The sequence below is a fragment of the Dyella sp. BiH032 genome (assembly GCF_031954525.1).
Lineage (GTDB): Bacteria > Pseudomonadota > Gammaproteobacteria > Xanthomonadales > Rhodanobacteraceae > Dyella_D.
Genome location: NZ_CP134867.1, coordinates 3,674,636 through 3,689,096 on the forward strand (window position 1 = coordinate 3,674,636; position 14,461 = coordinate 3,689,096).

Annotated in this window: 12 protein-coding genes; 4 read left to right on the forward strand and 8 right to left on the reverse strand. The window is 68.1% G+C overall.

Annotation, left to right across the window (positions count from 1 at the left end):
* Positions 1 to 81: 81 nt before the first annotated feature.
* The gene (locus RKE25_RS16195) at positions 82 to 516 is read left to right on the forward strand and encodes a GNAT family N-acetyltransferase (RefSeq protein ID WP_311839127.1); all 435 of its coding nucleotides are present in this window, start codon (positions 82 to 84) and stop codon (positions 514 to 516) included.
* Positions 517 to 627: 111 nt separating this feature from the next.
* Here the strand turns inward: RKE25_RS16195 and RKE25_RS16200 are convergent, their stop codons facing one another.
* The 3 genes from RKE25_RS16200 to RKE25_RS16210 form a co-directional block, all read right to left on the reverse strand.
* Positions 628 to 4,092 carry a methylmalonyl-CoA mutase family protein gene (locus RKE25_RS16200; protein WP_311839128.1) on the reverse strand — a complete coding sequence of 1,155 codons (3,465 nt, stop codon included), beginning with the start codon at positions 4,090 to 4,092 and terminating at the stop codon, positions 628 to 630.
* A gap of 97 nt (positions 4,093 to 4,189) precedes the next feature.
* On the reverse strand, positions 4,190 to 5,311 hold the full coding sequence (locus RKE25_RS16205; RefSeq protein ID WP_311839129.1) for a PepSY-associated TM helix domain-containing protein: 1,122 nt from the start codon (positions 5,309 to 5,311) through the stop codon (positions 4,190 to 4,192).
* A gap of 897 nt (positions 5,312 to 6,208) precedes the next feature.
* Positions 6,209 to 7,189, reverse strand: a complete 981-nt coding sequence (locus tag RKE25_RS16210) for a transporter (RefSeq protein WP_311839130.1) — start codon at positions 7,187 to 7,189, stop codon at positions 6,209 to 6,211.
* Positions 7,190 to 7,307: 118 nt separating this feature from the next.
* Here RKE25_RS16210 and RKE25_RS16215 point away from each other — a divergent pair, with 118 nt between their 5' ends.
* Positions 7,308 to 8,786, forward strand: coding sequence for a PLP-dependent aminotransferase family protein (locus RKE25_RS16215; RefSeq protein WP_311839131.1), 1,479 nt, complete (start codon positions 7,308 to 7,310; stop codon positions 8,784 to 8,786).
* Position 8,787: 1 nt separating this feature from the next.
* Here RKE25_RS16215 and RKE25_RS16220 read toward each other — a convergent pair whose 3' ends face one another.
* Positions 8,788 to 9,399 (reverse strand): YceI family protein, encoded by a 612-nt coding sequence (locus RKE25_RS16220; RefSeq protein ID WP_311839132.1) that lies wholly within the window; start codon positions 9,397 to 9,399, stop codon positions 8,788 to 8,790.
* A 165-nt stretch (positions 9,400 to 9,564) separates the two neighbouring features.
* Between RKE25_RS16220 and RKE25_RS16225 the strand changes: the two genes are divergently transcribed.
* Entirely contained in the window at positions 9,565 to 10,437 is an 873-nt protein-coding gene (locus RKE25_RS16225) for an energy transducer TonB (protein WP_311839133.1), read from the forward strand.
* A gap of 19 nt (positions 10,438 to 10,456) precedes the next feature.
* Here the strand turns inward: RKE25_RS16225 and RKE25_RS16230 are convergent, their stop codons facing one another.
* Positions 10,457 to 11,230, reverse strand: coding sequence for a LytTR family DNA-binding domain-containing protein (locus tag RKE25_RS16230; RefSeq protein ID WP_311839134.1), 774 nt, complete (start codon positions 11,228 to 11,230; stop codon positions 10,457 to 10,459).
* Positions 11,227 to 12,318, reverse strand: coding sequence for a histidine kinase (locus RKE25_RS16235; RefSeq protein ID WP_311839135.1), 1,092 nt, complete (start codon positions 12,316 to 12,318; stop codon positions 11,227 to 11,229). The genes RKE25_RS16230 and RKE25_RS16235 overlap by 4 nt, the downstream gene beginning before the upstream one ends.
* Before the next feature lie 185 nt (positions 12,319 to 12,503).
* Here RKE25_RS16235 and RKE25_RS16240 point away from each other — a divergent pair, with 185 nt between their 5' ends.
* Positions 12,504 to 12,833, forward strand: coding sequence for a hypothetical protein (locus tag RKE25_RS16240; RefSeq protein WP_311839136.1), 330 nt, complete (start codon positions 12,504 to 12,506; stop codon positions 12,831 to 12,833).
* A 14-nt stretch (positions 12,834 to 12,847) separates the two neighbouring features.
* Here the strand turns inward: RKE25_RS16240 and RKE25_RS16245 are convergent, their stop codons facing one another.
* Positions 12,848 to 13,789: an alpha/beta fold hydrolase gene (locus tag RKE25_RS16245; RefSeq protein ID WP_311839137.1), complete on the reverse strand. Its 942-nt coding sequence runs from the start codon at positions 13,787 to 13,789 to the stop codon at positions 12,848 to 12,850.
* A 20-nt stretch (positions 13,790 to 13,809) separates the two neighbouring features.
* Entirely contained in the window at positions 13,810 to 14,412 is a 603-nt protein-coding gene (locus RKE25_RS16250; protein WP_311839138.1) for a TetR/AcrR family transcriptional regulator, read from the reverse strand.
* Positions 14,413 to 14,461 lie beyond the last annotated feature (49 nt).

The following is a 14,461-nucleotide window of genomic DNA, read 5'->3' on the forward strand; positions in this document are numbered from 1 at the left end:
TTGTGCACTGCAATACGTTCCTTGATCTAATGCGGGCCTCATCGCGCTCTGCCGCGACAGCCGCCATGCCAGGAGACACTCGTGATCGAGCTGAGAGACGCCCTCGCCGCCGATGCCGACGCCATCGCGCAACTGCTCGACGTGCTGGGCTACCCGGGCACCGCGCCCTTCATCCGCACACGCATCGCGCAGCTGCTGGCGCATCCGGACGCGCGCCTGGTGGTGGCGGCCGATGGCGCCCGCGTCGTCGGCGTGATCTCGCTGCACTTCCTTCCGCAGCTGGCACTGGCCGGCGACTTCTGCCGCATCAGCTATCTGTGCGTGGACGAAAGCGCGCGCGGCGGCGGCATCGGCGCGATGCTGGAGGCACGCGCGGCGGCACTGGCGCGGGCGCGCGGTTGCGATCGCATCGAACTGCATTGCCATGCGCGGCGGACCGACGCGCATCGGTTCTACGAGCGGCAGGGCTACTCGGAGTCCCCGCGGTACTACGCAAAATCGATGACCGACGCCTGAGAGGGCGGCAGGTTCGAGCCTTCGCGGCATGGGAAGCGCGAGGCATCGTCAGGCAAAAAAAGAGGAGCCCTGCGGCTCCTCTTCCTTACCTTTCCGGCCTTGCTTCCCCGCTTACATGTTCCGGCGGTACTCGCCACCCACGTCGTACAGCGCGTGGCTGATCTGGCCCAGCGAGTTGTACTTCACCGCCTCCATCAGCTGCTCGAACACATTGCGGCGTTCGCGCGCGGTGTTCTGCAACGCCTTGAGGCTGTTCGGGGCCAGGCCGTTGCGGGCTTTGGCGAAGGCCTGCACGTTGTCGATCTGCTGACCCTTTTCCTCTTCGGTAGAACGGATCAGCTCGATCTCGGTGGCGATCTCGCCGCCGTGGTCCTTGGGCAGGAAGGTGTTCACGCCGATCAGCGGGAGACTGCCGTCGTGCTTCTTCTGCTCGTAGTACATCGACTCTTCCTGGATCTTGCCGCGCTGGTACATGGTGTCCATCGCGCCAAGCACGCCGCCGCGCTCGCTGATCGCCTCGAACTCGCGGTATACGGCTTCTTCCACCAGGTCGGTGAGCGCATCCACCACGAAGCTGCCCTGCCACGGGTTTTCGTTGAAGTTCAGGCCCAGCTCGCGGTTGATGATCAGCTGGATGGCCACCGCGCGGCGCACGCTCTCCTCGGTCGGCGTGGTGATCGCCTCGTCGTAGGCGTTGGTGTGCAGGCTGTTGCAGTTGTCGAACAGCGCATACAGCGCCTGCAGCGTGGTGCGGATGTCGTTGAACTGGATCTCCTGCGCGTGCAGCGAGCGGCCGGAGGTCTGGATGTGGTACTTCAGCATCTGGCTGCGCGCGCTGGCGCCGTAGCGCTCGCGCATGGCGCGTGCCCAGATGCGACGGGCCACGCGGCCGATCACGGTGTACTCCGGATCCATGCCGTTGGAGAAGAAGAACGACAGGTTCGGCGCGAAGTCGTCGATGTGCATGCCGCGCGCAAGGTAGTACTCGACGATGGTGAAGCCGTTGGACAGCGTGAAGGCCAGCTGGCTGATCGGGTTCGCGCCGGCTTCGGCGATGTGGTAGCCGGAGATCGACACCGAATAGAAGTTGCGCACCTTGTGGTCGACGAAGTACTGCTGGATGTCGCCCATCATGCGCAGCGCGAACTCGGTGCTGAAGATGCAGGTGTTCTGCGCCTGGTCTTCCTTGAGGATGTCCGCCTGCACGGTGCCGCGCACTGTCTGCAGGGTTTCTTCCTTGATGCGCGCATAGGTTTCCGCATCCACCAGCTGGTCGCCGGTGATGCCCAGCAACCCCAGGCCCAGGCCTTCGTTGCCCTTGGGCAAGTCGCCGGAATACTGCGGGCGGCCGCGCGGATACAGCGCGGCGATCTTCTTCTCGGCTTCGGCCCAGCGCGCGGGATCGGCCTTGAGGTGCTTCTCCACGTTCTGGTCGATCGCGGTGTTCATGAACATCGCGAGGATGATCGGCGCCGGGCCGTTGATGGTCATCGACACCGAGCTGGTCGGCGCGCTGAGATCGAAGCCGGAATACAGCTTCTTCATGTCGTCCAGCGTGGCGACGTTGACGCCGGAGTTGCCGATCTTGCCGTAGATGTCCGGACGCGGCGCCGGGTCCTCGCCGTACAGCGTGACCGAATCGAAGGCGGTGGACAGGCGCGTGGCCGCGCCGCCCTGGCTCAGGTAATGGAAGCGGCGGTTGGTGCGCTCGGGCGTACCCTCGCCCGCGAACATGCGGGTCGGGTCCTCGCCGGTGCGGCGGTACGGATACACGCCGCCGGTGTAGGGGTAATGGCCCGGCAGGTTCTCGCGCATCAGGAAGCGCAGCAGATCGCCCCAGTCCTTGGTCTTGGGCGGCGACACCTTCGGGATCTTCTGGTGACTGAGCGATTCGCGATAGTTCTCGACGCGGATCGTCTTGTCGCGCACCTTGTACTCGTTGTACTCGTCCGTGACCGACTTGTAGCGCGCCGGCCAGTCGTGCAGCAGGTGCACGGCTTCGTGGCTGAGCTCCTTCAGCGCCTGGTTGTAGCGCTGGCGCAGCGTGAGCAGGGTGCGGTCGGCTCCTTCCTCATGCAAGGACTCGCTGTCGTAGCGTGCCAGTTCGCGCGGCAGACGCGCGTCGCCCAGGTCCTTCAGCGATTCGTAGTAGTGCTGCGCCTTGCTGGCGAACTGCGCCTCGCGCTCGATCTCGCTGTTGATGCCGCGGCCCTGCTCGGCGATCTCGGCCAGGTAGCGCACGCGGCTGCCCGGAATCAGCACGGTGGCACGCGGCTCCTTCAGCGAGGTGTCCAGCTCCGGCGTCCACTTCGGCGCGGGCAACGCGAGCTTGTCGCGCAGCAGCCGGCACAGGTTGCTGAACATCCAGGTCACGCCCGGATCGTTGAACTGGCTGGCGATGGTCGGATAGACCGGCACCTCCTCGTCCTTGAGGGCGAAGGCGGTGCGGTTGCGCTTCCACTGCTTGCGCACGTCGCGCAGCGCGTCTTCGGCACCGCGCTTGTCGAACTTGTTGAGCACGACGAGTTCGGCGAAGTCCAGCATGTCGATCTTTTCGAGCTGACTGGCGGCGCCGTAGTCGCTGGTCATCACGTACATCGGGAAATCGACCAGGTCCACGATCTCCGAGTCGCTCTGGCCGATGCCGGCGGTTTCCACGATCACCAGGTCGTAGGGCTGCGCCTTGAGGAAATCGATGCAGTCATGCAGCACCACGCTGGTGGCTGCGTGCTGGCGGCGCGTGGCCATCGAGCGCATGTACACGCGATGGCTGCGCAGCGAGTTCATGCGGATGCGGTCGCCCAGCAGCGCACCGCCGCTGCGGCGGCGGGTCGGGTCGACCGCGAGCACCGCGATGCGCATGTCCGGAAAGGCATGCAGGAAACGCAGCAGCAGTTCGTCCACCACCGAGGACTTGCCCGCGCCGCCCGTGCCGGTGACGCCGAGCACGGGCGTCTGCTTGCCGGCCATCTTCCACTGCTTGCGCAGGTGGTCGAGCTCCGCCTCGGGCAGGTGGCCTTCCTCGATCGTCGAGAGCAGGTGGCCGATGGAGATTTCATCGTCGATGTCCACCCGCGGCGCGACCGTGGCCTTTTCCGCGTTGGCGCGCTTATCGGCGGCCTCGCGGGTGCGGCGCATGACGTCCTCGATCATCTCGGTGAGGCCGAGCTTCATGCCGTCGTTCGGGTGGTAGATGCGCTCCACGCCGTAGGCCTGCAGCTCGCGGATTTCCTCCGGGGTGATGGTGCCGCCGCCGCCGCCGAACACGCGGATGTGCGCGGCGCCATGCTCCTTCAGCATGTCCACCATGTACTTGAAGTACTCGACGTGGCCGCCCTGGTACGACGAAAGCGCGATGGCGTCGGCGTCTTCCTGCAGGGCGGCGCGGACCACGTCCTCCACCGAGCGGTTGTGGCCCAGATGGATCACTTCCGCGCCCTGCGACTGAATGATGCGGCGCATGATATTGATCGCCGCGTCATGGCCATCGAACAAGCTGGCGGCTGTGACGAAGCGCAGGGGACGGCTTTCGTGCACTGCAGCACTCGCGGAAACGTGCTGGGCGGGGGAACTCATGGCGACTCCGACTTCGATGTGCGTAAGACGCGCAATTCTAGTGGCAGTCGCCGTTAAGCGCTTGCTGCAACGCGTGTACCGCCGCGTACGGGACGCGCTAGCGCGACGCCAGTCGCGCGTGCTTGAGGTGGTATGTGCGCGTGCGCCAGAACAGGAATCCGGTGACCAGGAAGAACGCGGGCAGCACGCCGGTGACGGCAATCACCAGTTGCCACGGCAAGCCGCCCACGCCACCGGAATGCACCGGATAGATCTTGTCTACCAGCTTCGCGCCCGCTCCTTGCGTCTGCGCGTCGTACACCGACAGCACGGTGGCCGTGTAGGGATCGACCACCACGACGCTGCGCCCCGCGGCATTCCATTCCTCCGGCCCGCGCGCGCGGATGATGAGCGCGGCGTTCTTCGCGCCGGGCATGGCGATGCGGTGCAGCTCCGCCGCAGGCAAGGCGGCCTGCGCCGCTTCGAGCGACGCGCCCCATTGCATCGGTGCGTCGCGAGGTTCGACCGCCGGCGCTTTCGGTGGAGGGCTCGGGTCGCCGAACAGGGCGGCGAGCGCGGTGCGCGTCGTGTCCTTGTAGATCAGCGTCACACCCGTGAGCGTGCTGAGCAGCAGCAAAGGAAACGCCAGCGCGGCGACGCTCTGGTGCCAGCTGCGCCAACGGCGCGTCGGCGGCTGGGCATACATCCGCACCGCGTGCCGCCAATGCCCTCGCCGCGGCCACCACAGGACGAGGCCGATGAGAATCAGCAGGAGCTCCGCCACGCCGATGACACCCAGCGCGGCTTCGCCGTTCTTGCCGCTCAGCAGGTGCGTGTGCAGGTCGCGCAGCCAGAGCACGGCGTCATCCGCCTTGGAGCGCGTCATCAACTCGCGCCCGTCGGCCGGATCCAGATACACCCGCACCTCCCCCGCCAACGAGACCTGCCAGACCGGCAGCTCCGCACTCGGCAGTTCGACGCTGCGCAGCGGCGCCGGCCAATGCGCGTCGTGAATGCTCCGCAGCACTACCGCTTTCTGCTCCGCGGTGGGCAAGGCATGGCGGAACAGCTCCGGATGCTGCCAGCGCAACCACTCCGCCTGCCAAGCCAGCACCGTCCCCGAAAGCGCCAGCACGGCAAACACCAGCCCGACACTCAGCCCCAGCCACAGATGCAGCTTGCGCAACAGATCGCGGAAGCGCCTCGGATGGCGGGCGGGCGGATGTGAGGGGTTGGACATGAAGGGCGGGAGATGTGGAACCGGGGCGCGACCTTAGCACATGGATGAGAATGGCTCTCATCTTTGGGCAAGGAATTAACGCGGCCGCGAGCACCCACCCCTTATCCCGCCTTCTCTCCCACGGGGACTACCTTCGGGTCGCCCGGAGGGGAGAAGGAGAAGTGCGTACCGAGGCAAGCAAGAACAAAAACAAGAGCGAGCGAAGCGACGCTCCGTGTGGCTCTTGATCTCCCGGGTTCCCTTCGCGGCGGTGAGGGCTGGACGATCAGGCCGCCGCAGGCGGGCGGGGACAGGGACGTCCCCGCCTTTTCGATCAGGGCAGGATGCCCTGTCGAAAAGCCCGGCCAGCCCTCAACGCACCCGCAGCAGCGAAGGCTGCGGAGGGCGCCGCGCAGGGGGCCCTTCTTCTTGGTTACTTCTTCTTGGGCAAGCAAGAAGAAGTAACTCGCTCTCCGGCAGGAGAGCGAAACCCTCGCCCGAGAGGGCGAGACACGGCTGGCGACCACCTCGCGACAACCGAGCCGTGTCGCCTCTGGGTGACTCGCTACGCTCGCCCCTTCGGAGCCGCCCTCCGGGCGTTCTCCAAGCTACGCGCTCCGTCCGGGCTACGCCGGAATGACGAGAATGGGAGCGCGAGGCGACCCTAAGCGCCCATTGGGGTTCGCAGCCTCACCCCAACCTGCGCCACCTCGCTCCGCGAAGGCCAGCCTGCGCCCACATGACGCCATGAAGGCATGAGATAACCCCATCGCGGTTCGCGAGCGAACCCGACCTACCCCTCCAAACAAGCTGGAGCGAACCGCCGACGAAGGGGGACATGAACGCCGGAATCACGCCCCGGCGCTGGGGACTCGCCGGCGGCTCGCACCAACCTGCAACCTGATGAGGCATGAAACCTCAATGCACATAATTGAGCGCAATCGCCGGCGTCACCGAACGCTGCGTGTTGTGCCCGCCCGCAACCACCCTCACCCCGAACAACACCCCCACATTCGGCGACCAGTTGTACTCGATCGCCGGCGCATACCCCACCGCATCGCTGCGTCCCGACTTGCGGTTCACGCGCAGCGGCTCCGCCCCCGGCAGGAAGTCGAAACCCTTCACCACCGTGTCCCCGTTGTGGCTATACGTCAGGTCCAGCGCCAACACCCAGCGCGTCGTCAGGCTGTACTCGACTGCCGCGCCGACATACACGTTGCGCCCGGCACGCGCATGGCCCTGGAAATACTCGCCCGTGCCATAGGTGCTGACACCCGCCACGTCCGCGCGCCCGGGCACCGTACCGGTGACGTTGAGGCGCGCGCGCAGGATGCGTCCGTTCGGCATCCAGAAGTAGCTCTGCATGTTGACGCCTAATGTGGTGGCGTACGCGCCGCCGCCCATGCCATTGGCCGGGCGCCGTCCCAGGCGGTCGTAGCGACCGGTGGGCACGGTCTCCTGCAGCATCAGCGAGACGGTGGGCACCCAGCTCCCTTCGTGGAAGCGGATCAGACGGTACTGCGCCTGCAGGATCTGGTCGCCCAGGCCGATGCCAGAGCTGTTCGGCGCGCCGCTGACGCGGTTGTAGCCGATGATCGGAATCATGCCGACAGTAAGCCGGTCAGTCAGGCCGTACAGCACGTAGGCGCGGGAACCGAACGCATCCACGCCGGGCGTCGTCACGTCATAGATGTAGGGCTCGATCAGCACATGGCCGGCCGGCAGGGTTTCCGCGCCATTGGCCAGCATGGGTCCGGTCCACCAGGCATCGTCGCGCGCCTGCCGGATGGGCGCGACCGCGTCCTGTCCCATCGCCGCCGACGACGCCAGCCCGGCCAGCAGGCCTGCCGCCAGATGCCGCCGGAAACCCTTCTTCGTTGCCGCACGCCGCACGCCCACGTCGTCTCCGTCGTTTCGCCCCGGCCACGCGGCCGGCGGCGTGACACTACGGAGGGCAGTGGCCCGGGCGAATAGCCACTTGGCTATGATCTGGCATGACCACTTGGAGCCAGCCGCCATGCCGCGCGCGTCCACCTCATTCCTGCCGCCGATCGCCCTCGAACCCGGCAGCGGCGTGCCCATCTACCAGCAGCTGTCGGACTGGTTCCGCCGCGCCATCGCCGACGGCCAGCTGCGGCCCGGCCAGCGCGTACCCTCCACGCGCAGCCTCGCCAGCGAGCTGAGAGTGTCGCGGCTGCCGGTGCTCAGCGCCTACGAGCAGTTGCTGGCGGAGGGCTACCTGCAGAGCTTCGTCGGCGCCGGCACCTGCGTGGCCAGCTCCATTCCCCAGGAAACGCCGAAGCCGCCCCGCCCCCGCGCGAGCACGGCCGCCCGGCCGCTTCCCGCCGGCGCCGCCCGCCGCGTGGCGCAACGCGTGGCGACGATGCGCGGCTATGAGCAGACCTGGCTGGACAGCCAGGGGGCGTTCCGCGTGGGTCTTCCGGCGCTGGAGCATTTTCCGTCGGCGCTGTGGGCGAAGCTGCTCGCCCGGCATGCGCGCGCACCCAGCGCGGAGGCGCTGGTCTACGGCGATCCGCGCGGCTGCCCGCAGCTGCGCGAGGCCATCGCGGACTACCTCGGCGCGGTACGCGCCGTACGCGCCGATGCCTCCCAAGTGTTCATCACCACCGGCTCGCAGCACGGTGTGCAGATCTGTGCGCATGCGCTGCTCGACGCGGGCGACCGCGCCTGGCTGGAGGATCCCGGCTACCCCGGCGCGCGCCAGGCTTTCGGCACCGTGGGTGCGCAGGTGGTGCCGGTACCGGTCGACCAGGAAGGCCTGGACGTGGCCGCGGGCATCCGCCGCGCGCCGGACGCGCGGCTGGCCTACATCTCCCCCTCGCACCAGTTCCCGCTGGGCATGACGATGAGCGCCGCGCGGCGCATGCAACTGCTGCAATGGGCCGCGCGGGCCGGCGCCTGGATCGTCGAGGACGACTACGACAGCGAATACCGCTTCGGCGGCCGTCCGGTCGCCTCGCTGCAGGGGCTGGATACGGAGGCGCGCGTGATCTACGTCGGCACCTTCAGCAAGGTGATGTTCCCTTCCCTGCGCCTGGGCTACATGGTGGTGCCGAAGGACCTGGTGCCCGCCTTCGCCGCCTGCCGCGACGCGCTGGACACCTGCACCTCCACGCTGCCCCAGCTGGCGATGAACGACTTCATCCGCGAAGGCCATTTCGCACGCCACATCCGCCGCATGCGCATGCTGTACGCGGAGCGCCGCGCGGCTCTGGTGGCGTCCATCCGCACCCACCTGCCGGACCTGCTCGAAGTGATCGGCGCCGAAGCGGGCATGCAATTGGTGGCGCTGCTGCCGCCCGGCGTGGACGACGTGGCCTTGTCGCGCCGCGCCGCGCAGATGGGCGTTTCGGCGCGGCCGCTATCGCCGTGCTACGCCGCGCCGCCCGCGCGCGGTGGCGTGATCATGGGCTATGGCGGCGCCGACGCCCGCGCCCTCGACGAGGCGGTGCGCCGGCTCGCGCGCTGCCTGTGACTCAGCGCTCCGCCACCTTGCTGCCGGCCTCATCGACGATCGCCTCCACCTGGATGCGCAGCGCCACGTCCATCTTGAAGCCGTAATCCTTGCCGGCGCCCATGCCGAACGCATCGCGCTGGAACGTGGCGCTGGCGTCCGCACCGCACAGCTCGCGCTTGAGCAGCGGGTGCGGCATGCACTTGAACGAATGGACGGTCAGTTCCAGCGGCCGCGTCACGCCGTGCAGGGTCAGCTCACCCACGACCTTGGTCGGCTTGCCGTCGACGAAGCCGGTGAGCTTGCCCTTGTAGGTAGCCGTCGGGTACTTGGCGGTCTCGAACAGCTCGGGCCCGCGCGCTGCTTCGTCCATCTTGTCCAGGCCGAAGTTGGCGCTGTTCATGTCCACCGTGATGTCGACCGTACCGGTGCCGGCGGCCTTGTCCAGGGTGACCTTGCCGCTGGTGCGGTCGAACTTGCCGCGCCACACCGAGAGCCCGCCGAAGTGGTCGGCCTCGAAGCTTGGGTAGGTGTGGGCAGGGTCGATGGTGTAGGTCGCGGAGGCGGCATGGGCGGCGGTGCCGGCCAGGGCCAGGACGGCGAAGGCCAGGGTGCGCAGGGATTGGCTTTGCATGGTGGAGCTCCTTGGGAAATGACAGGTCGAAGGCGATATTCGCCGGCCCGCTCGGCCGGCTCCATGGAACGACGAACCATGGCGGGCAAATTCGACATGAACCATCTGGCGACCCGGGAAACGGCGCGCGATACTGCCGGCCCATCCCACGGACAAGGAACGTCGATGAAGCGGTTGGCCATGCTGTTGTCCTGCCTGATCCTGGGCGCGACGGCCCATGCGCAGAGCGCAAGCGCCGTGCGCAAGCACGCCGAAGCCAGCATGGTCGTTACCGGCAGCATCGTGGTGGGCCCGGACGGCACCGTGCATACCTGCACGCTGGACCAGCCGGACAAGCTCCCCGCTCCGGTCGCCGACCTCGTCCGCAACAACGCCGCGGCCTGGCGATTCGAACCGGTCGTTCGCGATGGCGCTCCCATCACCGCCCGGGCACCGATGAACGTGCGCGTGGTGGCAACATCGGAGGGCGACGGCAAGACCTTCGCCTTGCGCATCGCCGGGGCGACCTTTGGCGACGGTCCTTCCGAGGAACAGCCGCACTACAAGCGCCGGACGGCGCCTTCGTATCCCCAGGAGGCCGTGCAGGCGCGCGTGGCGGGCACGGTGTATCTGCTTGTGCGCGTCGGGCGCGACGGCACGGTGGAGGACGCGGCCGCCGAACAGGTCAACCTCACGGTAGTGGACAACGAGCGCGGCATGCGCCGGTGGCGCAAGGTGCTGGCCGACGCCAGCCTCAAGGCCGCGCGCGACTGGACCTTCGAGCCTCCGGTCGCCGGCTCGCATAAGGACGACGGCGAGTGGATCGTGCGCGTACCGGTCGCGTTCCACCTGCGCGAATGGGGCCGGCCGGACCGCTCCGGCGGCTACGGCGTGTGGGAGGGCTACATTCCCGGCCCGAAGGAGACCATCTCGTGGATGCAGGACTACCGCCTCCGCCACGCCGACAGCCGCGACGCCAGCTCCGATGCGCTCGCCGACGACAGCCTTCACCTCGTCGGCAGCGGGCTGCGGCTGACCACGCCGCTGGATCGCTCGTGAGATCCCGCAGCGGACGCTGCTACGGCGTCCGCTCCTGAAACCGCGCCAGCCCGCGGAACGTCTCGTGCTGGTAGCGGCTCATACGCAGTTCCTGCCCCGTGGTCAGCACCACCATGTGGTAGCCCTTGAACCAGGGATGGATCGCGCGGATGCGTTCGATATTGACGATGGCCGAGCGGTGCACGCGAGCGAAGTAGCGCGGGTTGAGCCGCTGTTCCAGCGAGGCCATCGTCTCGCGCAGCTCGTAGGTCTCCTTGCCGACGTGCAGGCGCACGCGATTGCGGCTGGCTTCGATCCAGTCGATACGCGCCACGTCGAGCAGGATCACGCTGCCGTCCAGCGGCACCGGCAGCCGCCGCGCATAACCCTGTTCGCGCCGCAGCTCGGCCAGCGCCTGCCACACCTGCGCCGAAGCCTGCCCGCCCTCGCCAGCCAGCCGGCGGCGGGCGCGGCGCAGCATGGCGTCGAAGCGTTCGCGGCTGAAGGGCTTGACCAGATAGTCCACGGCGTTGGCTTCGAACGCGCGCACTGCGTACTGCTCGTAAGCGGTGACGAACACCGTGGCCGGCAGGTCTTCCTCGCCCAGCGAAGCGGCCACGTCGATGCCGGACAGCTCCGGCATCTGGATGTCCAGGAACACCAGGTCGGGCTTCAGCCGGCGGATCGCTTCCAATGCGCTCGCGCCATCGCCGAATTCGGCGAGCACCGCGATGTCCGCTTCCTCGCGCAACAGCCGCGCGATGCTGTGCCGGGCGATCGGCTCGTCGTCCACGATGATGGCGCGGATGCTCATGCGGCCAGCCCCCGGTCCTGCGCCGCGGGCGCCATCGCGCGATACGGCAGCCGCAGCCGGCAGGCGACCCCGCGCGGCGCCAATGCGTCGATGTAGACGGTGGCCGCGGCGCCGTACAGCTCCTTCAGGCGCAACCGCGTATTGGAAAGGCCGATGCCGCGCGTGAATGCCTCGTCCGGCGACACATCCAGCGTGCCGTTACGGTTGCGCACTTCCAGGTAGAGGTTGTCGGCGTCGCGGTGCGCGAACACTTCTACGGTATCGCTGCCGGCATGTCGGCCGATGCCGTGGTGGATGGCGTTCTCCACCAGCGGTTGCAGGATCAGCCCGGGCACCGCGCCGTCGAGCGCAGACACGGCCGCGTCCACGCGCGTATCGAGCCGGTCCTTGAAGCGCACGCGCTGGATGCCGAGATACAGGTCGAGCAGCTCCAGTTCCGCGGCCAGGCTGATCTCCTGCCGCTCCTCGTCCAGGTAGGCGCGCAGCAGTTCGCTCAGGCGCAACAGCATGTCTTCGGCCACGCCGGGTTCGTCGCGGATGAGCGTCGATATCGCGTGCAGCGTATTGAACAGGAAGTGCGGTTGCAGCTGCATCCGCAGCACCTGCAGGCGCGACTGCGCGAGCTGCGCCTGCAACTGCGCCGATTGCAGCGTGCGCCGGTGCTTGTCGCGGTAGAAGCGCACCGCATGCCATCCCACCAGCAGGATCCAATAGACGAAGACATCCGTGATGGCGTACTTGCTGATGAACTGCGCGAGCTGGTTGGCCAGCGAAGGATCGCCCGGCTCGAACAGATGGCCGAGCAGCGCGCCGATCACCACCGCGAACACCGCAAACACCGCACTGCCGGCCGCATAGAGCGGCAGATAGCGCAAGCGCCGGCTGGATTCGAACGGAAAGCGCGAGGCCAGACCGAACACGCCCGGCGCCAAGGCCGCGAGCGTATACCACTGGATCATCGACCAGCGCAGATAGTCGGTGGTGTCCCAGGTGTGTCCCCCGACTGCGTCCGAGGCGTAGCCCTGCATGGCGAACAGCACGGCCGGGACAGTCCACGCGGCCATGTAACGCACGAATCGCATCGGCATCCCCGGCTCCATGAGGCGTCCGCATCCTACACAGAGTGAGCGCCATGGGAACAGGCTCGGACGTCACGGCTGCCGTCCGTCCCGCACTGGCTACGGTTCGTCCCGCATGGGCAACGCCATCACGCCCCTTTGCATCGGAATCCGCATGCCGCCGCCCTCGCGGCGAGCCCGAAGGAGAGCAAGCCATGTGGAGACGGGGACTTTTGTTCGCATGCGCGATGCTGCCGGCGGCGGCCGGCGCGCAGACGCGTTATCTGGAGATCTACAACGACGCGCCATCGAGCCTGGTATCGCTCGCCGCGGCGCCGGCAGGTACGGATGCCTACCGCGACCTCGCGCTGGGCGACCGGCCGTTGCAAGGCGGAGGGCATGCGGTGACGGTGGAGCTCGATGGCAAAGCCGGCTGCCGCCGCGACCTGCGCGCAACCTTCGCCGACGGGCGCCAGACGGTCAGCCGCGGCTTCGACGTGTGCCGATACCGCAGCTACCACACGGGACGGGTGTTGCCGCGCTGAAGTGCGACGGTGCGTCAGGCCACGCCGTACGGCAGGTTCGGCGTGGCCACCACGCGTTCGCCCACCGTCTCGCCGCGCAGGAACGCGAACGTCGCTTCCAGCACTTCTGGCGCATCGAGCACCTTGTGGTGTCCCAGGCCCTGCGTGGTGAGCAGGCGCGCGCCGGGCCAATAGCGCGCATAACGCTCGCCCTCTTCCCACGGCACGTCGCGATCGTCGAGGTCGTGCACCACCAGCCCGGTCTGCCCCAGCGCGGGCAGGTGCTTGTGCACCTGCAGCTCGCGCACGGTGACGCCGGTGCGGCGTTCGAGCCAGCCGTAGAACGCTTCGCGCAGATGGTCGCCCAGCCTCACGAAGCGGAAGAAGCGGCCGGTAGCGGCCTCCATGTCCGCGGCCGGCGCGATCAGCACCAGCCGCTGCGCATGCCAGTTCTCGCTCTGCGCCAGCGCCAGCGCGGCGCCACCGAGCGAATGGCCGACGGCGAGCGCCGCGGGGCCGTAATGCCCGCCGACCGCACGAATGGTCGCGATGAAATCGGGCAGCGTGCACAAGCGTCCGCTGCTGCGGCCGTGGCCGGGCTGGTCGAAGGCCACCACCGCGAGGCCCAGCTCGCGCAGGCGCGCCACCCAGGGCAGGAAGCGCAAGCCGAAGCTGGACCAGCCGTGCACCAGCAGCACATACGGCTGCGCGGACGGATCGCCCCACACGTAGGTGGCGATGGTCTCATCGCCCAGCTTCAGTTCGCCCTGCACCATCGCCTCGTCCGGCTGCGCCGCCTGCGCCCGCGCGCGGCTGCTGGCGAATGGCGTGGCGAACAGGCGCGCGGCGCGATCCACCGTGCGGCGCGGCGCCAGGCGCCCGCCGAGGGCGAAGCCCACGCGCACGGCACTGAGTTTCAGCAGGACGCCGGCCGATGGGCGGCCGTGGTGGCGATGGGAACGTTGCTTGCGCGGCATGGCGGGGCTCCTGGCGGGGATCAGGTGCGATAGCTGGCGAACAGGCGCTCGACCGCCGCGAGCGCGCGGCGACGCGCTTCCACGAAGCCGAACAGGCCGGCGTCGTGGTGCAGCACGAGCATGAAGGCGTAGATCTCGAAGGCGAGCTGGGTGGCGTCCGTATCGGCGGCCAGATGGCCCTCGGCGACCGCCAGGCCGATGGCCTTCTCCAGCTCGCCGCGCCAGCCGGCCTGCTGCCGGACCACCGCATCGCGCAATACGCCGTCGCGGCCGTCGTACTCGCTGACGGCGGAAAGCAGCACGCAACCGCGTTCGAAGCGATGCGCCCAGTCGCACCAGCGCTCGACCACCGCGCGCAGGCGGGGCAGACCGCGCGGCGCCTTCAGGGCCGGCACCAGCACGTTCTCCATGAAGCGGCGCGCGCCGAGCTCGAGCACGGCCAGCTGCAGATCCTCGCGGGAACCGAAGTGGGCGAACACGCCGCTCTTGGACATGTCCGCGGCCTGCGCCAGGCTGCCGATGGAGAGCCCTTCCAGGCCGTCGTTGCAGGCCATGGCATAAGCCCGGTCCAGGATCATTTCGCGAGTGGCGGCGCGCTTGCCAGTGGGAGCGGTGGTGTTCATGGCGCGAAAATAGAACGACCGTTCGTTCTTTTCAAGTGCCCGTCAGTGC

Coding starts and splice junctions, on each gene's coding strand:
- RKE25_RS16235 (WP_311839135.1), bottom strand. CDS start 12,318: ATGCCGATGCGATTCGTGCGTTACATGGCCGCGTGGACTGTCCCGGCC.
- RKE25_RS16205 (WP_311839129.1), bottom strand. CDS start 5,311: ATGTCCAACCCCTCACATCCGCCCGCCCGCCATCCGAGGCGCTTCCGC.
- RKE25_RS16220 (WP_311839132.1), bottom strand. CDS start 9,399: ATGCAAAGCCAATCCCTGCGCACCCTGGCCTTCGCCGTCCTGGCCCTG.
- RKE25_RS16250 (WP_311839138.1), bottom strand. CDS start 14,412: ATGAACACCACCGCTCCCACTGGCAAGCGCGCCGCCACTCGCGAAATG.
- RKE25_RS16245 (WP_311839137.1), bottom strand. CDS start 13,789: ATGCCGCGCAAGCAACGTTCCCATCGCCACCACGGCCGCCCATCGGCC.
- RKE25_RS16215 (WP_311839131.1), top strand. CDS start 7,308: ATGCCGCGCGCGTCCACCTCATTCCTGCCGCCGATCGCCCTCGAACCC.
- RKE25_RS16225 (WP_311839133.1), top strand. CDS start 9,565: ATGAAGCGGTTGGCCATGCTGTTGTCCTGCCTGATCCTGGGCGCGACG.
- RKE25_RS16200 (WP_311839128.1), bottom strand. CDS start 4,092: ATGAGTTCCCCCGCCCAGCACGTTTCCGCGAGTGCTGCAGTGCACGAA.
- RKE25_RS16240 (WP_311839136.1), top strand. CDS start 12,504: ATGTGGAGACGGGGACTTTTGTTCGCATGCGCGATGCTGCCGGCGGCG.
- RKE25_RS16230 (WP_311839134.1), bottom strand. CDS start 11,230: ATGAGCATCCGCGCCATCATCGTGGACGACGAGCCGATCGCCCGGCAC.